Source organism: Shewanella sp. MBTL60-007 (genome assembly GCF_019654915.1).
In the GTDB taxonomy this organism is placed as follows: domain Bacteria; phylum Pseudomonadota; class Gammaproteobacteria; order Enterobacterales; family Shewanellaceae; genus Shewanella.
On record NZ_BPET01000001.1, the window covers coordinates 75,858 to 100,131 of the forward strand.

Consider the following 24,274-nt stretch of genomic DNA (forward strand, 5'->3'; position numbering starts at 1 on the left):
GTCTGTTGTTTTAGTTTTAGTTTTTGTCTTTGCTTTTCCTAGTAGCGTAGCGTCCTAGTAGTGGCGTAGCCACGTCCTCGCATCCTAGTTCCTTTTTTTAAGGTGGTAAGTCGTGTTAGCAAAATATCGTTCTTTGCCTGATAGCGTTAAACAATACTTGATTGTAACGGGGAACTACTGGGCATTCACACTCACTGATGGTGCTTTGCGCATGTTGGTGGTGCTGCACTTTTATGATTTAGGTTATACGCCGCTGGCAATTGCCATGCTGTTCCTGTTTTATGAGATCTTTGGCGTGATCACTAACCTTGTTGGTGGCTGGTTAGGTGCGAGACTTGGCCTCAATAAAACCATGAACATTGGCTTAGGGCTACAGATTGTCGCGCTATCTATGTTGTTATTGCCGGCGGCAATGCTCACTGTACCTTGGGTGATGGCGGCGCAGGCGCTATCGGGGATCGCTAAAGATCTCAATAAGATGAGTGCCAAGAGCGCGATAAAAACCTTAGTGCCTAAAGATGCCGAAGATAAGCTCTATCGATGGGTCGCGATATTAACCGGTTCTAAGAATGCGCTAAAAGGGGCTGGTTTCTTCTTAGGGGGCTTATTGCTGTCGCTTGCTGGCTTTAGCGGTGCGGTGGCGATAATGGCTGCAATGCTGTTGATTGTATGGCTTGGCAGTATGCTCAGTTTGAAAGCCGATCTAGGCAAAGCTAAGTCAAAACCTAAATTTACTCAGATATTTTCGAAGAGTGATAGCGTTAATATCCTCTCTGCTGCACGTCTATTCCTGTTCGCCGCGAGAGACGTATGGTTTGTTATAGCATTGCCAGTGTTTCTCGCTAGCCAGCTTGGCTGGGAGCATAGCAGTGTAGGGGCTTTTCTTGCGCTCTGGGTAATAGCCTATGGCATGGTGCAGTCCATCGCTCCCACTTTTACAGCACGCAAGCAAGCGCCCGATGGCAAAGTGGCAACTTGGTGGGTGGGCTTACTCACATTAGTAACCGCCATCCTTGCCGTGTTGATATTGACTGGCTGGGTTGCTCCTCAATTCGCACTGATTGCCGGGCTAATGATTTTCGGCGCCGTCTTTGCGATTAACTCCTCTCTACATAGTTACCTGATTGTTAGTTATGCCGGAGAAGACGGTGTTTCGCTGGATATTGGCTTCTACTACATGGCTAATGCGATGGGACGGTTACTGGGAACAGTACTTTCTGGTTGGGTCTATCAAGAGGCTGGCTTGTCGGCTTGCTTGTTTATTTCAGCAGCCATGTTGTTTGTTACCTTTATTATCTCCTTCAAATTGCCTCGGACTAAAACTCAAATTAAAAGTTGAGTGCCGCTGTATTGCCATAGTGCCGCAAGGTGCTATGGCAAAACCATTCAAGTTTATTTTTCAACCTTTCCAAACGTTAACCATTCGTTGTACTCTGTTTGAAAGTTTGAGTGTGTTTTTCATTCTAGATTACGCACTCACTTTATTAGGACCTTTTGATCTTGCTAAAACTACGGAAGATCAAAAAGCCCTAAATACATGATTATAAATATAAATAATAACGATAAATTCTCTGTATCGACGAGGTTTGAATGGAAGCTATTACGAATTTTGTAAGCATGATCAATGGTGTGGTCTGGGGGACGCCCATGCTGGTCATGATTTTAGGGGTAGGATTATTCCTGACTTTTGGTTTGCGCCTGATGCCAATTTTAAAGCTCGGCACAGGTTTTAAACTCCTGTGGTCTGGGCGTATTCCCGATAAAGATAAGAGAATGAAGGGCGAGATTAGCCCCTTTAACGCTTTGATGACATCACTCTCAGCCACCATAGGTACGGGTAATATTGCCGGCGTGGCAACCGCGATTTTCATCGGTGGTCCCGGTGCGCTGTTTTGGATGTGGTGTACCGCGTTGGTGGGGATGGCAACCAAGTTTGCCGAGGCTGTGTTAGCGGTAAAGTATCGTGAAGTCGATGACAATGGTAACCACGTTGGTGGCCCGATGTACTACATCAAAAATGGTCTTGGATCCAAGTGGGCTTGGCTAGGCACAGCCTTTGCGCTGTTTGGTTCATTAGCTGGATTTGGGATCGGTAATACGGTTCAAGCTAACTCGGTCGCCGACGCGCTGAGCAGTAACTTTGGCGTGCCAACATGGATTACCGGTGTGGTACTTATGGTGCTGGTGGGTGCGGTATTAATGGGCGGTATTAAACGTATTGCCGATGTCGCCGGTAAGCTGGTGCCTATGATGACGGTTTTCTATCTCGCAGCGGGTGTGGCGGTATTAGTTGTCTACGCCTCAGAGATCCCTGCGGCAATTGAGTTGATCTTATATAGCGCCTTTAATCCTGTTGCTGCACAAGGTGGCTTTGCTGGTGCTGCTGTTTGGGCCGCGATTCGCTTTGGTGTAGCTAGAGGCGTATTCTCGAATGAAGCCGGTTTGGGGAGCGCACCTATTGCCCATGCCGCGGCGCAGACCAATAATCCTGTTGCCCAAGGCTTAGTGGCTATGCTGGGAACATTCATCGATACCTTAGTAGTATGTAGCATCACTGGTCTGGCGATTATCGTCTCTGGCGCATGGACTTCGGGTGAGAACGGTGCTGCGCTAACCTCTTTCGCCTTCTCTCACGCCTTCCCTATGGGGAACTATGTAGTAGCTATCGCTTTGAGTATTTTCGCCTTCACCACTATCTTGGGCTGGAGTTTTTACTGTGAGAAGTGTGTGCAGTTCCTATTTGGCATTAAGGCGATCAAGCCATTTAGGATCCTTTGGACAATAGTGGTGCCTTTGGGAGCGGTCAGCTCGCTGGAATTTATCTGGTTATTGGCAGATACGCTGAATGCCATGATGGCGATCCCTAACTTGATCGCCTTGGCGTTACTCAGCCCTGTGGTATTTGCACTTACCAGAGAGTATTTCTTGAAGAAGCGCCAAGCGGATATGGAGTCACAACAGGCTAAATAGTCGCGGCTGTATAAACTAAAAAAGCTCCTGATATGTATTCAGGAGCTTTTTTTATCACGCTAGGCTATGCCCAAAAGTCATCTTCACTTAAATCGCGCTTTAATTGTGCGCGTTCAAGATAATCTTCAAGGCGCTTTTTTACCGCTTTTTTGTGTGCTAACTCATCAGCAGCTTGCTGATTCTTAGGCGTTGTTAATGCCTCAATTTCTGCATCGTTGGGCACAAAGTCAATAGTCTGAGCCATCACGAATTCCTCTTAGCTAGGTATCCATTGGCCCGAATCGCTCTATTAGCGTGTAGGGAATGCTGTCGATACCTTCAGGTTAATAACTAAACAATGTAAGCGCTCATTGGCTTGCTTGGTTAAACCTTATTAGTGAGTGCTTAATTTGGAATTTAGCAGGGAGTGATTTAAAAATATGCGATCAATGTAACAAAATTACATTTTTAGTTCGAAATTTATTATTTTGGATGTTTTTTAGTTGCTTAATGAAATTAAGCAACTAAAAGTCTTATGTTAGGGCTTTGGTCATTTACCCTAAATAATAATTAAAATAGACCTTTAAACAGTGAGTTATAGCTCAAAACTGTAATTGTATCCGAGCAAAATCTTGGCATCGTCATTTTTAAGATCTGTATCACTGACAACAAAAGATACCGTTCCGAAATTGGTATCTTTACTGAGAGTCAGTGAGTAATCGGCATAGTCGTTGACGCCGTACCAAGCGGTTACTACGTCGCCACTGGAGTATCCATAGTGGGCTGCAATCAAGAGGGTGTCAGACAGGGCATAGCTCAAGGTGGTTTGCAGATATCCCATGTCGGTGTTATCCAGTGGCTCAGTCGTGACATCATCTCCTGCATTGACTAGGTGAGAGTAGCTTATTTCGATCCATTTCCAGCTAATCGCAGCACTGACTTCACCTAGGTCTATGTTGCCATCGCTATCAGGGTAGGCGTAGTAGAGATAGCTCACGTCATAGCCAAACTCCTCTCCTATGCTGCCAGCAAACCCACCATAGAGATCGATTTCATAGCTAGTGTCATCGCCAAAATCGACATTCGAAGCCCAGGTGCCAAGATAAAAGCCTGAGTCGTGGCTGTAGTCGATACCGCCTTGCACTGCAGTGCTGTCATCGGTCTGAGTGATCCCACGCCATAGGTAATTAGAGGTTGCACCTATGTTCGCTTCAACGGCTGCTTGTGCAGCGCTACTCAGTAGTGTCGCCATTAAAACTGCAGTGCTCTTTAAAAGTAACTTGTTCATTCTATTCCCCTTCGTAGAAACATTATTGTGGTTTTACTTCAGATAAGAATTAGCAAACTCTAAGCCAATAATTTTATCCTTTAAAAACAGGTGTTTGAGTTTCTTGATGTCGGAGGGGGTGAAATATATGATTCAGCTTGGGGCAACAGGCACCGTGATAGGGCAGCTATAGCAATAGCATTAAATCTTTATACTGATTGGTATTAGTCAATTCAGCAGCACTCAAGAATTTGAATTCCCACAGAATGAACAGATACTCAATGCAATTGGTATTATATGAAGGCTGATTTAGGATACAAAAAAACCTCCATAAGGAGGTTTAGTTATTTACTGCGGAAACAGTGATTTAGTTAACGCTATCTTTAAGCGTCTTACCTGCTTTGAACTTAGGTACGGTAGCCGCAGGGATCTGGATTTCTTTACCAGTCTGTGGGTTACGACCTGTACGCGCTGCACGCTGTGTTGTTTCAAAAGAGCCGAAACCAACGATAGAGATCTTCTCTCCACTCTTCATTGCTTCAGCAACTGCTTCTTCAAAAGATTTTAAGGCGCGAGCGGCTTCAGCTTTAGTTAGTTCTGCAGATTCAGCCATTTTTGCAACAAGTTCAGTCTTATTCATTTGAATAGTCTCTTCTTTCCGTAGATTTATTTGTTAGTAGCGTTATGTAACATGCCACAAGCTTCTGCAATTTAAAAGCGCTTTAACCCTATGAAATAGGGCTTAAAGTCAAAAATAGGGGCGATTTCTCAGTTTTTTACTCTTCAAGTAGCTGATAAATGATCTGTTTCACGGTATTTGGCTCGAAAGGTTTATCGCACAGGGCATTCACACCAGCCTGAGAAACGTTATTTAAGTGGGTCTCATTGGCCTCCGATGAGACCATTAAGATCGGAATATGTGATTGTTGGCTATCGTTGCGAATAAATTGGGTTAACTCGAGTCCATCGACACTTGGCATGTTGTAATCGGTGATGACTAAGTCAAACATCTGCTGCTGCATCAGTTCAATGGCTTGTTGGCCGTCTTCAGCCTCGGTGATGAGCCTTAATCCAAGGTTGGTGATGGTGCGTTTAATGACGTTGCGGGCCATTTTGCTGTCATCAACCACCAGGACGCGTAGATCTTGCACGTCAAAGTGGGTCAAATCTAATTCATCATGGCTGAGTAGATCGATGGTGGCGTTTAATGCCTTACCTAAGTGTTCTGCTGTAAAAGGTTTAGGCAATATGGCGACCACGCCAGATTGGCGGTAGCTCTCTAACTGTTCACGACGACACTCGCTGGAGACCAACATAAATTGAATATCGTTAAAGTGCTGGGATGACTTGATCTGTTGTAGTAACTCCAGCGCGGTGCCATCTTCGTAGTGCATGGCACTTGCCACAAGATCCGGCTGGTGGCGATTGATGATCTTTAGAGCCTGAGCAAGATTGGTGGCTGTTTGGATCTGTTGGATCCCTTCCTGCTCAAGACGTTGGCAGATGATTTTTCTTTGAGTATCAGATGGTTCTACCAATAAGATTGAAAGTTCGCTTGGCTGTAAATGGCGCATAGATTCAATTACCGATTATTAGTTATTGCTATTCATGACTGCGATTTTGGCGTTTTCTAGCTTAAGTGCTAACGCAGGTGCCCCTATGGCAATGCTTTATTTAGTCAAGAGGTTCAGGCTTTAAATAGAGGCGAGTCTTGGGGCTGAAGGCCACCCAGAACTGAAATGTCATAGCGGTAAGTGCGGCCACTACGATGGCGCTGATAGGGATATTCTGACCCTTGACGATAACCACGACATCTTCTGGGGTAATTTGATAGGCGATAATGGCTGCGGTTGCTAGTGCAAGCAGCGCAACGGTTTGAATTGCCAGATAGATCTTGAGTACGACACCTGCCCAGAAACGGCGCATGATAAGACCGTACAGTACTGGGAAGACGCCGAGAGTTAGCAGATCGAATGCTTGCGTGCTCAAAGTGCGCCACAGTGCAGCAATTGCGAGTAGAGCATAGAGAAACATCAAAATAGCTAACAGAGGATGTGGTTTTGTCATTGGGTACCTAAAGTCGTCATATTTTTTATATTCTTGTTGTGTGGAGTTTAAAAAAAACCACGGGTCGCGTCTATAAAACAAGCCGCTTCGCCGTGAGATTGTTTAGCTAAGCTGGCGGTGAATGCGTTAGAATAGCCAGCATTACAAGGTACGATTAGAGAATCCAATGACAGAATCTGAGTTTTGGGCATTAGTGACCCGAACATCACCACAACAAGATCAAACAGAGCTTGCCGAGGCACTAAAACAGAAGTTGAGCCCGCTGAGTAATGAAGATCTGAGAGATTTTGACAAGATATTTGGTCAGCAGATGCGTCGTTCATATACTTGGGATGTATGGGGCGCGGCCTATATCGTCACGGGCTGTGATTCTGAGTATGCCTTTGCCGAGTTTCGTTGCTTCTTAATCTCTTTAGGCAAAGAGTGGTACGACAGGGTGGTTGAAACCCCCGATGAACTTGGAAATCTAGCTCAATGGCCGGAAAAAGATGGTTATGCCTATCCGTTTGTTGATGAGTACGATCTGATCGCTGGTCAGCTTTATGAGGAACGTGCCGATGATGAGCTACCTTATGTGCCATCAGGTCAGGCAAACCCTGCTGGGAAAAAGTTCTCCCATAAGAAGAAGCAGCTTAAGGCGGCTTACCCTCAATTAAGTGCGGCCTTTCCATTTTAAGTTGCACTGTTTAATAGCAAAACGAGGCCAAAGGGCCTCGTTTTGTATTCAAGCAGCTGTAATTGATTGTGCTAGTCAGCTCTTTATTCATAGCAGACTTCAAATTCGCTGTCGAAATCGAGTCCGTGGCTGGCACAGGTTAGCTCCATAAACTCTTGCTCTGAATCTAGCACCTGTTCATCAAACTCCGCTTGTAACTTTGACTCTAATGCTTGGTCTGACTCGGCTTGATGTTCAGCGAGAATTTCGTAGTGTTCGCTGATCGCTGCTTTCTCTTTAGCGGTAAATTCTTGGGCGTTAGCCTGACCGATAAAGCTAAATGCTATCAGCAGTGCAGCGATAAATGCCATGGGGCCAGAGAATGAGATCTTGCTAGTCGTTGAGTAGTTCATATTTGACTCCAAACAATAAAATGAGTGACCAGTTTCAGTTGCTTACTCTATCGCTGCATCTGTGTTGGCAGCTTAAAGAGCGCTGTTCAATGTTTAACTTGATACGAATGTTAGCGGATGTAACATGTACCAAAGCTGAATAAAAAGTGAACAACTAGTTCGAAGGGCGGTCATTACCCGTTTTGATTATTGTTCAGACGGGCTGAGGGAAAAGGGATAGAAAACTGGGGAGCAGAGTTAACGCTTGTACAATTTGTGGTTATCAAAAGTGAGAGTAGGCTGTAACTGACCCATTTTCATATCACTTATCATTTGTCACTCATTGGTCATGGTCTGGCAGTGGAAGCCTTGTCGCATAGAGTCAAAGCCACAATTTAAGCCGCACTCCCAAGCCACACCATTAAGCTTGTCAGATGCTTGCTGGGCATAGGCTTTACAGCTTGGATAGCTGTCGAAGCCATCTTTCATCTCATACCGTCCTGAGTTATAACCATTTTTATAGATAAAAGCCGACCAACTTTCAGGTTGTGAAGCCGTCTCGCCTTGATTGATGCTAATAATCGCCGCGACAAGCGCAGTAAATAAGATAACGACAAAGATGATGGGAGTGAACTTTTGCATGGACTCGGTTTCCTGAGACTTACGGATAACGCTCATAGCTTAACGGCTCATTATAAAAACCTAAAGAGCCGTACTGATGCTGTGTGATTCTGATGCAATTTGATGCAACTAGTTTGTTTACAATCTGGTCTACTAATATGATTGTATGAATGACAAAGATCTAATGTACTAGGTTAAGCGGCGATTCAGGAACTGTGTTATATAGTTCAATTGTTAATCACTCGCTTATGTTCAAGGGGGAAGCATATGAAATTGAAAACTCTATTTGTAGCCGGGATACTCGCATCTAGCTCAGTTTGGGCGGCAGATGAAGCGGCTGAGAATCCAGTGACCGAAGAAGGTGTGGTGAAAGTTGAGTGGCAAGACCCAAATAGTTTTCGTGATATTCGCTCTAGTGGCGATATTCAATCACGCTTCGAGACGCGCACCTTTGATCAACTAACCAAGAACCTGAATAAGGAAGCTAGCAAAGTGCTAAAACCGGATCAGAAGCTTGAGATGGTGGTAACCGATCTGGACTTGGCTGGCGATGTGAGACCTACATTTGGTGCAACCACTAACGACTTACGGGTAGTCAAAGATATCTATCCACCACGTATAACCTTTAGTTATAAAGTGATCGAGGGAGAGCAGGTGATTATCGCGGGCGACGAAAAGCTAACAGATATGAACTTTATGCATTCAATCAATAAGATGAATAACAAGCCATATCGATATGAGAATGAGATGCTAACATCTTGGCTTAAAACATCGATCGCCCCTCAGTTGTAGACGTTAACCGCCAACTTGTGCAGCAATAGCGTTATCGACTGTAAACAGGCTAAATGAGCTTACTGCTTGTTTCGCCTGTTTTTTTGCTTGGGCGCTATAAAGTGACAGTTGATGTTCATTGCAATTGATCGTCACGTTAGGAGGCAGGAGCCCCGCTGTGAGGGAGATGAGGCCATGGTAACAGCTTTTGCCATCCCTATCCTCAGCCAGCATCCGCTTAGCTTGCCAGTGCTTCGCTGAATAGAAAGTTGCTTTCACTGCGTCGAAATCCTCGATAACTTGTACAGCCTGGCGCTCAATCTCTGGGCTGGTGCTTATTATTACAAAGTCATCTCCGCCCACATGACCAATAAAGTTGCTATTGGTTTGTTGGCGTAAGAGTAGCCGAGAGACTTCCATAATCACTTCATCACCTCGGCAGAAACCGTAAATATCGTTGTATGGCTTAAAATGAGATAGGTCAAAATAGGCCAGATAGAAGGGCCTTTTTTGCTGGCGTAGCCTCTGTAGCTCCTCTTGAATGGGGATGTTTCCGGGGAGTCCGGTTAGTGGATTCGCATGCCTCGCCATGGCAATTTTCTGTTCAGTTATCTTAGCTAACAGATCTTTGGTTTGGCCGATACCGAGTAGCTTGCCTTGCTTGAGGATGATAAATTGCTGCACGACAAGATCGCTCGATTCTTTAGTGAGTCGTTGGCTAACCTGAGAGATGGGCATATCGGCTTCGATATGGATAAGCTCAGTGGTTAGCACCTCATTCACGCTTCTATTTTCGTGCAAAGCTCGGCCATAGGGAGTGCTAAACAGCTCTATGATTTGACTCCTTTGCACCATACCTATCACGCGTTCGCTTTGCATTACAACGATAGCTTGCAGGCTAGGATTTTGATTGAACTGCTCACCAATAAGCTTAAGTTTGCTGTGAGATAGGCAGGTTGTGGCCTTGCTACACAGGCTCTGGGCTGATTCGGCAAAGCGCACCTTTTGCGTAGTGGGTTCTAAGGCGGGGTCAAATGGGATATGGCGGTTGGGCGAGGTGGCTGGACGGCCGAGCAGAAAACCCTGGCAATAGATGATCCCCAATTGCTTCAGAACCGCGAGTTCTTCATGAGTCTCAATGCCCTCGGCTATTACCTTGCAACTGAGGTTTTGACACAGGGCAATGATGGAGCGAACAAACTCCTGTTTTACTGAAGAGGTATCGATTGATTCGATAAAGTGGCGATCGATTTTTACATAATCGGGAGCCAATTCTGACCATAGCCTTAATCCAGAATAGCCCGCCCCGAGATCATCAATCGCTGTTAAAAAACCTTGGCTCCGGTAGTGATTGAGACAGGACTTAAGCAGATCTATGTCATCGGCAGGATACTGCTCCGATAACTCGATGACAACCTGAGAGGGATCTAGCCCTAGATCTTGTACTAGGCTTAGCGTGAGCCCTTTAGCATGGTTGGGCTCAAGTAGCGCCTTGGGAGAGATATTGAGAAAGAGTTTGCCGGGGAGCTGGGTATTTTTAAATTGCTGAATGGAGATCCGTCGACACAAGGTTTCGAGTTCCGATAGGCGTCCCTCGTAGGCAGCCGTTGTAAATAGTGGTACAGGTGAAAATAGTGGACTATGCTCAGGCCCTCGGCTTAGTGCTTCATAGCCGTGAATTTGATGGGTAGAGAGATTACATATAGGTTGAAAGACTGCTTTGATTTTTTCTTTATCGATGATCTTTGAGAGTTCTAGTTGCAGATCGATTGCGGACATCCTTTCCTACCCAATAGTGTGTGAGGTAGCAAAGTGTATGACACAGGTGTGACAGTGAGATGACAGATATCAATCCGCTTTTAACGGATTGATATTCTAGGTGTTACTTTGAATTTGACTTAAAAGCCTGCATGGTTTGCAGCAATAAACCAAGCTTAGGTACATGGCTTTCAAGGCCCTTAGCCATAGACTCTGGATCTTGAATAAAGCCTTCCATCTCGGCAGCTAGCTCTTGCACGTATGGGGTAAAGCGATTGCTTTTAGTGGTGAAGCCCTCAGATGGACTGAAAATGGCATCAAATTTTACGTGGCCAGCCTTTTTAAGCTCGTCGAGTCTCGCATCGGCATCAATGGCTTGGCGGTAGGCGGTTTGCAAACTGGCTTTAAGTTGCTCGATAACCTGTGTGTGTGGCATAACAGCCTCTCAATTAGAAATTTTGCTAAATTATAAGGGGCAAGCATGATAGCAACAAGTGTCGTTAAGCGTTTATTCGCCATGGTAGGCTCAGCTATGCTGTTTGTGGCATTCACTACTCAGGCTGCACCGAGTGATAAGCCGCCTTTTTATCAAATATCCTATCAAGGAAAGGTTGCCTACCTATTAGGGTCAATTCATGTCGGTGAAGCCAACTTTTTTCCACTCGCACAGCAGATTGAACAGGCGTACAAACAGTCGGCTGCTGTGGTGGTAGAGGCGGATGTACGTGATGCCGATGTGCCTGCGTTGTTAGCTAAATATGGCTCAAAGTCACTGCCTATAGATGATAAGACTCAATCGGTTCTTAGCCAATATTGCCAAGATAAGCAGCCCTTCTGTATGGCGATTGAAAACTATGCCCCTTGGCTACAGTCGATGCAGGTGAGCATAGGTCGTTATGCTGCATTGGGCTATAGCGGTGACTACGGGGTGGATGCCGTATTAGTGAGTAAGGCTGGCGCTAAACCAATATATGAGTTGGAAAGTACCGAGTTTCAATTTGAGCTCTTGGCATCTTTCGATGCCAGCACTCAGTGGAGCATGGTGCGCGAGGCAATAGAGGCGCCAGATACCGATATGCTTAAGCTCATTTCGGCGTGGCGTAGCGGTGATGAAACCGAGCTGGCCGACTTGATGGAGGGGGAGATGCTTCGCGAAGGTGAGATCGAGATGGTTGAGAAAATGCTCTGGGGGCGTAACCAGACTATGGCGCAAGGGATTGTTAATTTAATGGAGTCTCCCGAGACGGCGCAGCCACTATTTGTTGTGGTGGGAGCCGGACATCTGGTGGGGCAAAAGAGCGTACAGTCATATTTGCAACCTCTAGGTGTGAAGACTAAAAATTGCTGGCAGCAGCAGTGTTTGTAAGCTGAATATTCTTCATTCTGGATGTGATTATCGGGTTTGGCCGTTTTGGGGTATAATGCGCCGCTTATTTTAGTTTTCCTGTCATTTTGAAAGGTTTTATCGGTTTGAATAAAGAATACTGTATCGATTTGAAGGCGTTGCCATCGCTATTCACTCTTTATCGCAAGATATTTTTTGGACGCAAGCCCGGCTGGGATGAGCAGCCATTGCCGATGATCAAAGTGAGCAGTGAGAATGTTGCTCTGTCTCAGGACAAAGTGGCGCAATACGCTAAAGTGTGTGGATTCGACTTCGATGGCAAAACACTGCCGCCGACCTACCTTTATGTGATGGCGTTTAGGCTGCATGCGGTTATCTTTACCCATGATGCGATTACTTTTCCATTACTTGGGATGATCCACCTAAAAAATAGCATCACCTTACATCGCAGTGCGCGTGTGGATGAGAAATTCGATATCCAATGTGCGTTGACAGATAGCCGTATAACGGACTCTGGACTCGAGTTTGAGTTAGTCTCTAAAGCTTACATTGCTGGTGAGCTGGTATGGGAGTCGGTGTCGACTTATCTGTACCGCATAGAAGGAAAGACTAAACGAGTTCGTCCACCTAAGGCTAATGATATGGCTTGGCAAGAGCCTGTAAGCTGGAGTTTGGCGGAAGACTTAGGTCGTCGCTATGCCAAGGCATCGGGTGATTATAACCTGATCCACCTTCATCCTGTTATGTCTAAACGCTTCGGTTTCGATCGCGTTCTCGCTCACGGCATGTGGTCGAAAGGTCGCTGTATCGCACAGTTGATGCCAACTATTGGTGATCGTGCCTGTCAGATTGATGTGGCCTTTAAGTTACCGCTGTTTATGCCTAGCAGCGTTAGTTTTGCAGCCGAGCAGCTTGAGGATAAAACTGTATTTGAGCTCAGAGATCAAAAGGGTCGCCGTCCACATCTGAGTGGCGAAATCACTTTTTTATAAGCAGTCACATCAATCAATGAAAGGCGCTTTTAGCGCCTTTTTAAATGCTATTTTCAGTGTCATGAAAAAACCTCACCTTGCCAGTTTGAGCGTAAAATCGGCAAAAAAATAACCAGTTTATTGACGTAGATTACAGAAAGCTAAAATAACACCCTATTGTTATTTTCTCGCTATCTGAGATCACCTATATTGCAGCGGTAACTACCCTACATAAAAATAAAACGTGGAAAAATTCGAATGCATTCAGATATTGAAATTTCGCGCCAACATACCTGTTTACCTATAACCGAAATCGCCAATGAGTTGGGCCTACAGCCCGATGAAATTTCCTTGTGTGGTGCCAACAAGGCGAAGGTTTCATTGTCAGTCGCTAAAAGATTAGCGGATAGACCAAATGCCAAGTTAGTGATTGTGACGGCTGTGACACCGACCCCTTTTGGCGAAGGTAAAACCGTAACGACCGTAGGCTTGACCCAAGCCATGAACCTTAATGGTATTAAGACCTGTGCCTGTATTCGTCAGCCTAGTTTAGGGCCTGTATTTGGCACTAAGGGCGGGGCAGCGGGCGGTGGTTATGCGCAAGTCGTCCCGATGGAGGAGCTGAATCTGCATTTGACCGGTGATATCCATGCGGTCAGCAGTGCCCACAATTTAGCGGCAGCCGCTATCGATGCACGTCTATTCCATGAGACTCGTCTAGGGGCGGAAGCCTTCGTTCAAGAGTCTGGTTTAACTGCACTCGATATCGACCCTGATAATATCCTTTGGCGCAGAGTGGTTGACCATAATGAACGTAGCCTAAGACAGATTAAAGTTGGTTATGGCGCAGTCAATGGCCCAGTACATGAGTCGGGATTCGATATTACCGCCGCATCAGAGTTGATGGCGATTCTAGCGCTGAGCCAAGATCTAAAAGATCTTAGGCAGCGTATTGGCCGCCTAGTGTTGGCGCTTAATACTCAAGGTGAACCTATCACCGCCGAAGAGCTAGGCGTAGCGGGTGCGATGACGGTGATTATGCATGATGCGATTGAGCCAACCTTGATGCAAACTCTGTCAGGTGATCCTTGCTTTATTCATGCGGGTCCGTTTGCCAACATTGCTCACGGTAACTCCTCGATTATCGCCGACACCATTGCGGCAAAGCTTGCGGATGTGGTCGTCACAGAGGCGGGCTTTGGCTCGGATATGGGCTTTGAAAAGTTCAGTAACATCAAGGTGAGAGAGTCGGGCTATGCTCCGAGTGCGTCTGTCGTTGTGGTGACACTTAAGGCGCTTAAAGCTAATAGCGGCATCGAGTCTAGCAAAGATATTAATCTACCCGATATGGAGCGCCTGCAGGCGGGGTTTGCCAACCTAGAGTGGCATATTAACAACGTCAGTCAGTATGGCGTGCCAGTTGTGGTTGCGATTAACCGCTTCCCAACCGATACCGACGAGGAACTTGAGTGGCTGAAGCAGGCTGTTGAGCAGACCAAGGCCTTTGGTAGCGAGATCAGCGAAGCCTTTGGTAGAGGTGCCGAGGGAGCGACTAAGCTTGCGGATATGGTTTACCGAGCGACACAAACCGCATCTGACTTTAACCTGCTTTACCAGAGCAACAGTAGTCTTGAGTCTAAGCTGATGACGCTGGCGGAAGTGGGCTACGGTGCATCGAGTGTCACGTTATCTGAAAAGGCTAAGACACAGCTAAGCTGGCTGACTAAGCATCACTATGGTGAGTTACCTATTTGTGTCGCCAAGACTCCGATGTCGATAAGTCATGATCCTAACATTAAAGGGATCCCTACAGGCTTCGAACTGCCAATTACCGAGCTAAGACTCAACGCAGGGGCGGGTTTTGTAACTGCGCTGGTGGGCCAAGTAATGACCATGCCAGGGCTTGGGTTAAAGCCTGGCTACCTCAATGTCGATATCAATGATGATGGTGAGATAGTCGGCTTAGCTTAAGGACGATAGCAATAGATAATAAAAAGCCCCGACAACATAAGTTGTCGGGGCTTTTTCATATCAGAGCGCGAGAATGAATTTATTCTGCAGCGGTTTGATAGATATGCACATCGCGTTGTGGGAACGGAATGCTGATCCCTTCTGCGTCGAAGCGCATTTTAACTGTGCGAGTGATATCCCAGTATACATCCCAATAATCTTCAGGCTTAGCCCAAGGACGGACGATAAAGTCCACCGAAGACTCACCTAAGGTGTGTAGCTTAATCATAGGCTCAGGATCTTTAAGCACGAGTGGATGTGCCATTACGATATCGGTAAGCACTTTCTCTGCATGCTCGATATTATCGCCATAGCCGATACCAAAGGTCATATCCACGCGACGCTGATGCTCAACGGTGATGTTGTTGATGGTATCGCCCCAAATCTTATTGTTTGGCACGATAAGTCTTTGGTTATCTAGGGTCTTAATGGTAGTGGATACTAAGCTCATGTGGCTTACACGGCCCGTTACGCCGCCAGCGTTGATCAGATCGCCCACATCGAATGGACGGTAGATCAGAATCATCATGCCAGAAGCGAAGTTAGATAGGGTGTCTTGCAGCGCAAAACCGATAATCACACCGGCGATACCGAAACCGGCAAGCAGTGGAGCTAGCTCAAAACCAAGCTGAGATAGGGCGATTAGTAGACCCAGAGCAAATACGGCTTTACCCGATAGCGAGATAAAGAAGTCTTGCAGTAGCATACTGAATTTAAGCTTAGAGTTGCTAACAGTCTTTTGTACTACGCGCTTAACGACTTTGCCGACTAGGCTCGATAGGAACAGGATTAGGCAGAAAATGATCAGCTTAAATAGAATGCCTGCGCCATTTTCCATCGCTTGATTCTTAGCGATAGTCATCCACTCAGACAATAAGCTGCTAGCTACATCGAAGTTCAATACGTCTTGGGTGATATCTCCGGAAATGCTAAACAGCGTTTGTTTATAAAGTGCGGTATCTTGACCTAGAGAATCAAGTAGCTCGATTGTGGTCGAAAGGCTAGTTGAACTCTGATCTAAGCGTTCCTTTAGCTCAACAACAAGCGACTTTTGCTCGCTACTCACATCGGCGCCAGCGACTTGCACATCGGCCACAGCCTGAGTTAAGCGCTCTTGGTTGTAGTAGACAAAACTGTTGAGATCGTCGGCACGAGTAATCAGGGTGGCGATAAAGGTTTTGCTTTGTGCATCGGTATCGATCCCTGCATCTTTAGCCCAGCTCAATAGACTTTTTTCAGCCGTGAACAGTTTGTCTTGCTCGCGCTGGATCTGCATCAGACCCACCATGATCTTATTGTCGTCGCCGCTACCGACTTGACCCATAAGGTTAGCTCTTTGTTTTTCAAAGTAAGCTTCAACTTCGTTGGTAAAGGCTAATTGCTTAACGATATAAGGCTTTAGAAAAGCGTAATCAGGATCGGCTTTGTCCACCTGAGTCTTTAAAGTTTCCTGAAGTAAGGCTGCATTGCGACCAATGCGGTATTCAAGGAAACTCTTAATTTCGCCTTTAGTATTCGGTAGTGCTTTTACATCAGCATCGATCAGGCTTTGAATTTTGTTTAGGTTATTGGTTAATTCAGTATTCTCTGTGTTTGCTGTTGCTGCATATGAGCAGAAGCAGAGAATAAGCATTAAAATTTTGGGGAGCATTCTATGCATTGGGTGTGTCCGATAGGTCTCAGGATCTAGTAATAATATTACGACATTGGAAAACTGTCGATTTGTTATTGTGATAGCGGTAAACAAAATAGCGAATATACAGCGAAACCTGCTAAACTTTGCGGCCTTTAATATTGGCGCAAAAGTTAGCCAATATGCAGCCTAAGAGAGATTGCCTCAGTGATATGCGCCCATTGTTCTAAATCATTTGCGATAGATAAAATTGAAAACCAAAGAGGAAAGGGACTGAGTACTGAGATCCAATGCCCTTTTTGTCAGGCTTGGTTAGGTAAAAGTGTGATTTTATCTTGGGTTAAAATTATTAGTTTTTATACTGGAGCAATACTATTCGCGTGGAGTTACTTCGATACAGAGGTAAGAGCTGTGGGGATCCCTGTGGCTATTTTTGCTATTTTATTGATGCTGGTGAGCCATATCATGGATAACTTGAAAGTAAGGCAAGCGCCCGAAGTTGAAGTTGTTGATAACAGCGAACATCTTAAAAAATATCGTTAGCAGCTGATATTCAGACATTCACTCTGATGGCATCGGGCCATCAGAGTATAAATACAGAGCTACTTATTTGAGCTAATTAGTCAATAACTTGTTTAGTCAATGACTTGGACTTGCGCTTCAAGTGCCGCTTCTACGTAATAAATACCGCCGAGTATCGCAACAAAAAATAGCGTTGTCATGATGATAAACTTTAAGTTTCTACGAATTACTTCAAGCATGATATTTGCGCCTTTTTAAAAGATAAACTCTTGTTTGATATCACTATGGATATCATTTTACGCTAGCAATATTAGTGGTTAGAGCTTAAGACAGTATTAAATGCTATTCAAGTTTAGGTGATCTAGCTCACAAACACTTTGTAACTCTTTCATCGTTCTAAGGGTTGACTTCAATTCTCAGCCACATAAACTTGTCTCGTTTTAACACACAAGGTTAACACTGTGATTCTAATGAGTAACGTAAAGCAGAAACTGGTAATGGGGCTTCTAGCCGTATTCCTGTGTCTGTCATTTGCCGCGTCCGCTCATAGTTTGAGTCATTTGGACGATGGCGCTAAAACCCATTGTACTCTGTGTTATCACCAACACCAGGTCAACAACCTGCTTCCCAGTTGTGAGCTTCATATCGCTGTAGAGCGTCAGGGAGTTGTCAGCCAAGAGTACATCCTTCCAAAGTCTGACTCGCGTCATGTGAGTTTCTTTAATAGCCGCGCCCCTCCAGTATCAGCGTAATTCTTCATATCAAACAATAACTAAGAATTTTTTTAAGTATTCCCAAGGGGAAGGCTTAGCTGTATTTCGGAGAATAAAATGACTATTTCAACTATGCGCTTATCAGGCGTAGCTGCAGCATGTGCGCTACTTTCAACTCAAGCTTTGGCAAGTGATCCTAGCCTGACAAATCCTGCCATTAGTGCCGTGTTAGACGGCTATTATCAAAGTGGCGAGCGACCGATGTCAGAACGGGTTGAAGGCTTTGGTTTAGGCCATACCGAGCTGGCGATGAGCGCCAATATCGATGATATGTTCTACGGTAAGCTCACTGCAGTGGTCGAGATGCATGACGGTGAAACTGAGCTAGGCTTAGAAGAAGCCTTCATTCAGACCTTAGCAATGCCAGGTGGCTTTTCTGTGCGTGCTGGTCGCTTTTTGTCAGACATTGGTTACTTGAACAATCAACACGTACATACAGATTCATTTTCAGATAGACCTGCCGCCTATCGTGCGTTTTTAGGTAGTCACTATTTCGATGATGGTGTGCGTTTGAGTTATGTTGCGCCAACGGATCTGTATTGGACCATGGGTGTTGAAGCCTTCAAAGGCGACAACATGCGCGCCGCTGACGAACATGGTGAGCGTGACTTTAAGAACCTAGGGGTATATACCGCCTTTACTAAACTTGGTGGCGATGTGGGAGCTAATGGTTCTTGGCAAGCAGGCCTAAGCTACTTGCGTAATGAGAACGGTCGTCTGACTGCGGACGAACATGATCATGAAGAGCCTGCGGTGGATGATGGTCATGACCATAGCCACAGTGCGCAGTACACAGGTGAAAACACTTATGTTGCGGACTTCGTCTATAAATGGGCGCCAAGCGGTAACTATAAATACCAACACTTAACGTTAAGTGGTGAGTATTTCCGTGTTACAGACTTTAAGCCTCTGGAAGAACACGATGATCACGATGACGACGATGGACATGGCGATGAAGGCAAAGACTACCAAGAAGGTTGGTATCTAAGCAGTGTTTATCAGTTTTCCCCTCACTGGTCGGCAGGCATACGTTATGGTCAGGTCGATACTCAGATGATGCATGATGATCATTTTGACCCACAAAAGCTGAAAGAAACCGAAGTGAGTCTTGCGTGGCATCATAGTCACTTCTCAACAGTACGTTTGCAGTATACCAACCAGCAGGGTACCAACTTTGATGGTTTCGAAGATGACAATATCATCACGCTGCAATATGTAATGACTCTGGGGGCTCACGGTGCGCACCAATTCTAAGCAGTTATTATCAAAGAGCCTGAAGGCGCTAACACTCACATTAGCATTGGGCACAGTTAACAGTGCCGTTGCCGGGCTTAACATTTTTGCATGTGAGCCGGAATACGCCGCATTAGCGAAAGAGCTTGCACCAGATGCCAAGATCTACTCGGCTACCACAGCGATGCAAGATCCTCATCAGGTACAGGCTCGCCCAAGCTTGATCGCTAAGATGCGTCAGGCCGATCTGGCTATCTGCGCTGGTGCCGATCTCGAAGTGGGTTGGCTACCTATGCTGCAGATGAAGTCGGCAAACGCCAAGGTGAGATCGACGGATCAGGGCTTGTTCTTTGCCGCGGAGCAGATTGACACCCTCGATCAGCTCACCTCGGTGGATCGCTCCATGGGGGATGTGCACGCAAAAGGTAATCCGCATCTGCATTTCGATCCCAATCGTTTACTCGATGTGGCAACAGCCTTGACGGGCAAACTTGTGCAGTTAGATCCCGATAATAAAGCACAGTACCAGTCGTCATTAGCTAGCTTTAGTGAGCGTTGGCAGGCTGCTATCCCTAAGTGGGAGGCGAAAGCCAAGCCCTTAGAGGGAAGCAAAGTGATCGCCTATCACTCAAGCTTTAAGTATTTGTTTAACTGGCTGGGGCTAGAGCAGGTTGCCGATCTAGAACCCAAACCGGGGATCCCGCCGAGTAGCTCCCACCTAGCGAGCTTACTTAACCGGGCAAAACAGGGAGACATATTGGCGATCGTGATCGCGTCATACCAGAGCGAGCGCGGTGCCGATTGGTTAGCTGAGCGTTCAGATCTTCCCGTGCTGGTGCTACCTATGTCGGTTGGTGGTAACGAGCAGAGTGTCGATCTGTTTACCCTATACGACAGTGCAATTGCGCTCTTGTTGAGTGCCAAGCAGTAATTGTTAGTTGCAATGCTACACGCCTAATCAGTCAAGGTTAGGCACGAATAGGACGGATCACGATTAAGGGATCCGTCCTAGATTTATCAATTATGATAAGAGTCATTACCTATGTTTGATCTCGATCTTCTCTCTATCTTGCTGCCTGCTTTCGCAGCGGGGATCTTGGTGTTATCCACCCATGTTGTCTTAGGGCAACAGGTATTAAAGCGAGGCATTATCTTTATCGATCTGGCAATCGCTCAGGTTGCAGCATTGGGTGCGATTGTTGGCCATCTAAATCATGACATCGAAGCTCTGCCATTTTCAAATGTGTGGATGCCAGCACTATTTGCCATCGCTGGGGCCGGCTTTATCGCTTGGCTATCTAAGCGGATGGCAGATGAACTGGAAGCCATTATCGGCTGCTTCTATGTATTAGCGGCTGTAGCGGCGATGTTACTGCTATCAAACGATCCCCATGGCGCAGAGATGTTGAAGCAGTTGATGTCAGGCCAGATCTTATGGGTGAGTTGGAGTCAGCTAATCCTGCCAGTTTGTGTCTACTCGGCTATTTTGCTAGCCCTAATCTACCGCCCCTCTTTACTCGAAGGGCGAGCTTTCTATCTGCTCTTCGCAGTGGTAATTACGCTTTCTGTTGAGTTGGTTGGCGTATATCTGGTGTTTAGTAGTTTGATCTTGCCTGCGCTGGCGGTGAATCACTTCAATGGTCGTTTCAAGTTAGCTTGGGCTTATCTCGTTGGTTTGGTCGGTTATGTCGCGGGTTTAGTCCTCTCTGCCACTTTAGATCTTCCTAGTGGCGCTGCCATAGTGGCGACGTTAGCTGTGACTGCAATACTGTTTAGGCTTTGCCTTTCTATGAAGGGCAGGCATTCGCTTTTAGAGGGTGGCGGATAAACTAGAGTTATGTCAGGTCAGACCTTTTAGCTAAATGAACTAAGCTAAAATCCTTGAATTAAAAATGCGAGATTAAAGTTCGCTTAAGCTATTTAAGCTAGAGTCCCGTGATTTTAATTTCGTTTAGCCTATCTTCAGGCTACACGTGTAAACTATTGTTCATTGACATAAGTCGTATTTATATTGAGTCGCATCTAGTTGGTGGATATACTGGCGCCAATTAAATCGCGGGAGATTATAGTGCTGTTAATCCTTAGATGTTTGATCTTGTCTATCATGCTGGTATTAGCCTTTATTATCGGTGGCTTAGCTTGTATTTTACGTCCTCGTCATCGAGACAACGTACATATGTTCGCCAAAGTATTCTCTTGGGCGGCCCCAGTGTTGGGTATTAAGGTCATTGTACGTAACCCGCAAAATCAAAGCGGTAAGCCATGCATTTTCTTGGCAAACCACCAGAATAACTTCGACATGTTTACCCATACCGCAGTTGTACCAAAAGGCACTGTGAGTCTAGGTAAAAAGAGTCTTGCTTGGATGCCGTTATTCGGACAGATCTATTGGCTGTCGGGCAATATTCTTATCGATCGTAAAAACCGCAGTAAAGCGTTTGACACTATGGCGGCTACGGCGCGTAAGATTAAAGATAAGTGCTTATCGGTATGGATTTTCCCAGAGGGCACACGCTCTCGTGGTAAAGGTCTGCTGCCATTTAAAGCCGGTGCATTCTATACGGCGATTGCCGCTGGGGTGCCTATGGTGCCGGTGTTAGCCTCAAATCAATGTCATATTAAGCTGAACCGTTGGAATAATGGTGTAGTGATCATTGAGATGATGGAACCAATTGAAACTACAGGCATTGATAAGACACAGGTGAAAGAGCTCTCTAAGCGTATTCACACTATGATGTCGGAAAAGTTGTCACAGTTGAACCAAGAAGCTTCTGCATTAATGACTAAAGCGGTATAATCGGTCGCGAAATTTTTGAGGAGTCATCGATGTCTATTGAACGCCAGTTAAACGAACAGAAACAAGAAAACCGTGAGATCGTTGAAGCGATTCTTGCTGACGGTTCATTACCCGATGCCGAGTACACTATCGAGCATCACTTTTCATCGACAAATTTCGATCGTTTAGAAAAAGCGGCTGTTGACGCATTTAAGCTAGGCTATGAAGTCAATGACGCCGAAGAGATGGAGCTAGAAGATGGCTCTGTGATCTACTGTTTCGATGCCGTAGCTAACCATGAGTTAAATACGGATCTGTTAGATAGCGCTTGTGAGAAAATGATCGAGCTAGCGGCTAAGCAGAAGATCGATTACGACGGTTGGGGAACTTATTTCATCGATGAAAATGGCGAAGAAGTCAGAGACGAAGATGAATATGAGGACGAAGAACTGCACTAGTCTTCAAGCATAAGCATACCAATGAAATGCCCATCGATATGATGGGCATTTTTGTTTTCAGCGTTTATAACCAATGAGCAATTTATATTGATTGGTATTACTCGTGAACAATAGTGCAATTGCGGCCAGCCTCTTTCGCCTGATACAGGGCTTGATCGGCTTGTGACACCCAAGTGTCGCTATCGATTATGCTCGGGGTGAGCTCGCAAATACCTAGACTCACAGTGATCTTGATAAGGTGTTCTTCATACCAGATCTCTGACTGCTCGAGTTTCTTACGCAGACGTTCGGCAAAGAAGCGTGCGTTAGCCGCCGGTGTATTTGCCAAGATGACGCCAAACTCTTCTCCACCATAACGCCCAGCACAATCGGTTTCTCGTAGCGATTTTTTAATGGTGTGAGACACATTTTGGAGCACTCTGTCACCCGCTTGATGGCCATAGGTATCGTTGATCGATTTGAAGTGGTCGATATCGAGCATCACTAAAGTCGTGTCGCAGCTATAACGTGCATGGCGATCAAACTCTTTCTGCAGGCATAACTCCCAGTGACGACGATTAAACAGCTGAGTAAGACCATCTACCTGACTTAAGTATTCCAGACGTTCATTAGCAGACTTTAACTGCAGTTTATTGATCGCAACATCGGTAACATCATAGACAATCATGCTGATATGGGTCACTTCACCTGTCAATGACGACAGTGGTAGCAGAGTGACGTTTTGGTACATGAAATCGGCTCTACCAGTAATAGGTCGATAGTTCTTGAATTGGAACACGAATGGACGCTGTTCCCAGCTAATAAAAGCCCTGTTTTTCAGTAGGTAAACTGATTCCATCTTCTGCTTCAGCCACTTTGCTGGTAGGTAATCAAACTGCTCAAACAGGTTTTTGTCTTTGATCGAGTTAGGGGTGACACCGCTGTGGTTTTCCATAAAGCCGTTCCACAGCTGGATGTTGTAGTCTCTATCAAGAACGACTAAGCCCACCTCTATGGTCTGTACCATATCGATGAGCCAGTGGAGTTCGTTCATTGCGGTTAGATCTGTATTTTTATCCATCTTATCAGGTATCTTAATCCAGCAAGTAGCCGAGCTTATAGTTGAGTGTTGGTAGCGAGTCTTCGGTAAACAGAAGCAAGAGATCGCATTGAATATCATGGTCTTCGATACGGTAATTGATCTCCATCGCCAGTGTTCGGTTCCATTTATCGGAGTTTTCGCTGATCAGGTTATTGACGCTGCAGTGTCGCCCCAGTACGACCGGGTGACTTTGGCTGAACTTCATGTGCAGCTGTTCAGAGATCCCATTGAGAAAGGCGCCAATAAGCACATTGGCGGTATCTATCATCACTTCGAGCTCTGTTTGCTCATCTTCAGGGTGATCAAGCTTCATTAGCTTGGCCATATCCTGAAATGATGAGTCATGGAAAAGCAACAAGGCTTCGCCTGCCACCCCTGCGCCGATAAAGCCTTGGCACAGTGCCGATACCGTACTCTGCTCCTCAGTGGCCTTTAGCGTCATGGTGAGCTCACTGACCTCCAATACGTTTACATTTGGGATTGGCAGCTTCACAAAGACATTTAATAGCTTAGAGAGTAGATCCGCTGCGCGTCCCATGGCGACGTTGGCCACCTCTTGGCAGGCATCACGCAGATCGACTTTGATCATGGGGGAGCGCTCTTGCTCTGCGCCCTGAGCTAATTCCAAAATGCCGTACTCTTGCAGAATGTGGCTGATGGAATCGGCACTGACTGGTTTTTGAATAAAGTCGAGGGCGCCTAAGTTTTTGACTCGCTCATGAGCCTTAATCTGAATATCGCCAGAAACTACAATCACCAGCGCGGGCAGATCTTCTTTCTGGATCGCCTCTAAAACTTGATAACCGTCCATCACAGGCATGTTCAGATCGAGAAAGACAACTTCGCCTTTACCTTCACGAATTGCTTCTATGCCTTCTAAGCCATTGGTGGCATAGGTGATCTCGACATCCCAGTCTTTAGGGAGAGTGCGTGCCATCTGCTTACGAGCTAGCGCAGAGTCATCGCAAATTAATATGGGGAGCGGCATTGCT

General features: G+C 45.8%; 27 protein-coding genes. 14 read left to right on the forward strand and 13 right to left on the reverse strand.

Annotated elements, in window-relative coordinates; genetic code table 11:
• Window positions 1-112 precede the first annotated feature (112 nt).
• Window positions 113-1,339: an organoarsenical effux MFS transporter ArsJ gene (arsJ, locus tag K5Q92_RS00350; protein WP_220767068.1), complete on the forward strand. Its 1,227-nt coding sequence runs from the start codon at window positions 113-115 to the stop codon at window positions 1,337-1,339.
• Window positions 1,340-1,590: 251 nt separating this feature from the next.
• Window positions 1,591-2,970 (forward strand): sodium:alanine symporter family protein, encoded by a 1,380-nt coding sequence (locus tag K5Q92_RS00355; protein WP_220767069.1) that lies wholly within the window; start codon window positions 1,591-1,593, stop codon window positions 2,968-2,970.
• Between the two features lie 64 nt (window positions 2,971-3,034).
• On the opposite strand, the gene K5Q92_RS00360 is transcribed toward K5Q92_RS00355, so the two are convergent.
• The 5 genes from K5Q92_RS00360 to K5Q92_RS00380 form a co-directional block, all read right to left on the reverse strand.
• The gene (locus tag K5Q92_RS00360) at window positions 3,035-3,214 is read right to left on the reverse strand and encodes a PA3496 family putative envelope integrity protein (protein WP_220767070.1); all 180 of its coding nucleotides are present in this window, start codon (window positions 3,212-3,214) and stop codon (window positions 3,035-3,037) included.
• Window positions 3,215-3,544: 330 nt separating this feature from the next.
• Complete coding sequence (locus K5Q92_RS00365) at window positions 3,545-4,237, reverse strand: TorF family putative porin (RefSeq protein WP_220767071.1); 693 nt, start codon at window positions 4,235-4,237, stop codon at window positions 3,545-3,547.
• Window positions 4,238-4,583: 346 nt separating this feature from the next.
• On the reverse strand, window positions 4,584-4,856 hold the full coding sequence (locus tag K5Q92_RS00370; protein WP_202721201.1) for an HU family DNA-binding protein: 273 nt from the start codon (window positions 4,854-4,856) through the stop codon (window positions 4,584-4,586).
• Between the two features lie 136 nt (window positions 4,857-4,992).
• On the reverse strand, window positions 4,993-5,790 hold the full coding sequence (locus K5Q92_RS00375) for a response regulator (RefSeq protein WP_220767072.1): 798 nt from the start codon (window positions 5,788-5,790) through the stop codon (window positions 4,993-4,995).
• A 100-nt stretch (window positions 5,791-5,890) separates the two neighbouring features.
• On the reverse strand, window positions 5,891-6,283 hold the full coding sequence (locus K5Q92_RS00380; RefSeq protein WP_220767073.1) for a hypothetical protein: 393 nt from the start codon (window positions 6,281-6,283) through the stop codon (window positions 5,891-5,893).
• Between the two features lie 166 nt (window positions 6,284-6,449).
• Here K5Q92_RS00380 and K5Q92_RS00385 point away from each other — a divergent pair, with 166 nt between their 5' ends.
• Window positions 6,450-6,959: a DUF4240 domain-containing protein gene (locus K5Q92_RS00385; protein ID WP_220767074.1), complete on the forward strand. Its 510-nt coding sequence runs from the start codon at window positions 6,450-6,452 to the stop codon at window positions 6,957-6,959.
• An 83-nt stretch (window positions 6,960-7,042) separates the two neighbouring features.
• Here the strand turns inward: K5Q92_RS00385 and K5Q92_RS00390 are convergent, their stop codons facing one another.
• Together K5Q92_RS00390 and K5Q92_RS00395 are read right to left on the reverse strand one after the other, a co-directional pair.
• Window positions 7,043-7,351, reverse strand: coding sequence for a hypothetical protein (locus K5Q92_RS00390; RefSeq protein ID WP_220767075.1), 309 nt, complete (start codon window positions 7,349-7,351; stop codon window positions 7,043-7,045).
• Window positions 7,352-7,666: 315 nt separating this feature from the next.
• Complete coding sequence (locus K5Q92_RS00395) at window positions 7,667-8,008, reverse strand: hypothetical protein (RefSeq protein ID WP_259649442.1); 342 nt, start codon at window positions 8,006-8,008, stop codon at window positions 7,667-7,669.
• Window positions 8,009-8,218: 210 nt separating this feature from the next.
• Between K5Q92_RS00395 and K5Q92_RS00400 the strand changes: the two genes are divergently transcribed.
• Window positions 8,219-8,743: a DUF3016 domain-containing protein gene (locus tag K5Q92_RS00400; RefSeq protein ID WP_220767076.1), complete on the forward strand. Its 525-nt coding sequence runs from the start codon at window positions 8,219-8,221 to the stop codon at window positions 8,741-8,743.
• A 3-nt stretch (window positions 8,744-8,746) separates the two neighbouring features.
• On the opposite strand, the gene K5Q92_RS00405 is transcribed toward K5Q92_RS00400, so the two are convergent.
• Together K5Q92_RS00405 and K5Q92_RS00410 are read right to left on the reverse strand one after the other, a co-directional pair.
• Window positions 8,747-10,501 (reverse strand): bifunctional diguanylate cyclase/phosphodiesterase, encoded by a 1,755-nt coding sequence (locus K5Q92_RS00405; RefSeq protein ID WP_220767077.1) that lies wholly within the window; start codon window positions 10,499-10,501, stop codon window positions 8,747-8,749.
• Window positions 10,502-10,604: 103 nt separating this feature from the next.
• The gene (locus K5Q92_RS00410) at window positions 10,605-10,916 is read right to left on the reverse strand and encodes a prephenate dehydrogenase (RefSeq protein WP_220767078.1); all 312 of its coding nucleotides are present in this window, start codon (window positions 10,914-10,916) and stop codon (window positions 10,605-10,607) included.
• A 45-nt stretch (window positions 10,917-10,961) separates the two neighbouring features.
• Between K5Q92_RS00410 and K5Q92_RS00415 the strand changes: the two genes are divergently transcribed.
• The 3 genes from K5Q92_RS00415 to K5Q92_RS00425 all read left to right on the forward strand — a co-directional run bounded on the left by K5Q92_RS00415 (window position 10,962) and on the right by K5Q92_RS00425 (window position 14,767).
• The gene (locus tag K5Q92_RS00415) at window positions 10,962-11,846 is read left to right on the forward strand and encodes a TraB/GumN family protein (protein WP_220767079.1); all 885 of its coding nucleotides are present in this window, start codon (window positions 10,962-10,964) and stop codon (window positions 11,844-11,846) included.
• A 104-nt stretch (window positions 11,847-11,950) separates the two neighbouring features.
• On the forward strand, window positions 11,951-12,817 hold the full coding sequence (locus K5Q92_RS00420; protein ID WP_220767080.1) for a MaoC/PaaZ C-terminal domain-containing protein: 867 nt from the start codon (window positions 11,951-11,953) through the stop codon (window positions 12,815-12,817).
• A 237-nt stretch (window positions 12,818-13,054) separates the two neighbouring features.
• Entirely contained in the window at window positions 13,055-14,767 is a 1,713-nt protein-coding gene (locus K5Q92_RS00425) for a formate--tetrahydrofolate ligase (RefSeq protein WP_220767081.1), read from the forward strand.
• Between the two features lie 79 nt (window positions 14,768-14,846).
• On the opposite strand, the gene K5Q92_RS00430 is transcribed toward K5Q92_RS00425, so the two are convergent.
• The gene (locus tag K5Q92_RS00430; protein WP_220767082.1) at window positions 14,847-16,466 is read right to left on the reverse strand and encodes a mechanosensitive ion channel family protein; all 1,620 of its coding nucleotides are present in this window, start codon (window positions 16,464-16,466) and stop codon (window positions 14,847-14,849) included.
• 180 nt (window positions 16,467-16,646) lie between these two features.
• Between K5Q92_RS00430 and K5Q92_RS00435 the strand changes: the two genes are divergently transcribed.
• Window positions 16,647-16,982: a hypothetical protein gene (locus K5Q92_RS00435; protein ID WP_220767083.1), complete on the forward strand. Its 336-nt coding sequence runs from the start codon at window positions 16,647-16,649 to the stop codon at window positions 16,980-16,982.
• Between the two features lie 92 nt (window positions 16,983-17,074).
• Here the strand turns inward: K5Q92_RS00435 and K5Q92_RS24155 are convergent, their stop codons facing one another.
• On the reverse strand, window positions 17,075-17,200 hold the full coding sequence (locus K5Q92_RS24155; protein ID WP_259649443.1) for a hypothetical protein: 126 nt from the start codon (window positions 17,198-17,200) through the stop codon (window positions 17,075-17,077).
• A gap of 231 nt (window positions 17,201-17,431) precedes the next feature.
• Here K5Q92_RS24155 and K5Q92_RS00440 point away from each other — a divergent pair, with 231 nt between their 5' ends.
• From K5Q92_RS00440 to rraB, 6 genes are all read left to right on the forward strand, one after another.
• Window positions 17,432-17,713, forward strand: a complete 282-nt coding sequence (locus K5Q92_RS00440; RefSeq protein WP_220767084.1) for an ABC-type zinc uptake system zinc chaperone — start codon at window positions 17,432-17,434, stop codon at window positions 17,711-17,713.
• Window positions 17,714-17,791: 78 nt separating this feature from the next.
• Entirely contained in the window at window positions 17,792-18,988 is a 1,197-nt protein-coding gene (locus tag K5Q92_RS00445) for a hypothetical protein (protein WP_220767085.1), read from the forward strand.
• 19 nt (window positions 18,989-19,007) lie between these two features.
• A complete protein-coding gene (locus K5Q92_RS00450; protein ID WP_259649448.1) occupies window positions 19,008-19,898 on the forward strand; it encodes a metal ABC transporter solute-binding protein, Zn/Mn family in 891 nt (296 codons plus the stop codon).
• A gap of 111 nt (window positions 19,899-20,009) precedes the next feature.
• Complete coding sequence (locus K5Q92_RS00455) at window positions 20,010-20,795, forward strand: metal ABC transporter permease (protein WP_220767087.1); 786 nt, start codon at window positions 20,010-20,012, stop codon at window positions 20,793-20,795.
• 240 nt (window positions 20,796-21,035) lie between these two features.
• A complete protein-coding gene (locus K5Q92_RS00460) occupies window positions 21,036-21,764 on the forward strand; it encodes a 1-acylglycerol-3-phosphate O-acyltransferase (RefSeq protein ID WP_220767088.1) in 729 nt (242 codons plus the stop codon).
• A 29-nt stretch (window positions 21,765-21,793) separates the two neighbouring features.
• Window positions 21,794-22,201, forward strand: coding sequence for a ribonuclease E inhibitor RraB (rraB, locus tag K5Q92_RS00465; protein WP_220767089.1), 408 nt, complete (start codon window positions 21,794-21,796; stop codon window positions 22,199-22,201).
• A gap of 97 nt (window positions 22,202-22,298) precedes the next feature.
• Here rraB and K5Q92_RS00470 read toward each other — a convergent pair whose 3' ends face one another.
• Together K5Q92_RS00470 and K5Q92_RS00475 are read right to left on the reverse strand one after the other, a co-directional pair.
• Window positions 22,299-23,261 carry a sensor domain-containing diguanylate cyclase gene (locus K5Q92_RS00470; RefSeq protein ID WP_220767090.1) on the reverse strand — a complete coding sequence of 321 codons (963 nt, stop codon included), beginning with the start codon at window positions 23,259-23,261 and terminating at the stop codon, window positions 22,299-22,301.
• 13 nt (window positions 23,262-23,274) lie between these two features.
• Window positions 23,275-24,270 (reverse strand): response regulator, encoded by a 996-nt coding sequence (locus K5Q92_RS00475; protein WP_220767091.1) that lies wholly within the window; start codon window positions 24,268-24,270, stop codon window positions 23,275-23,277.
• Between the last annotated feature and the right edge of the window lie 4 nt (window positions 24,271-24,274).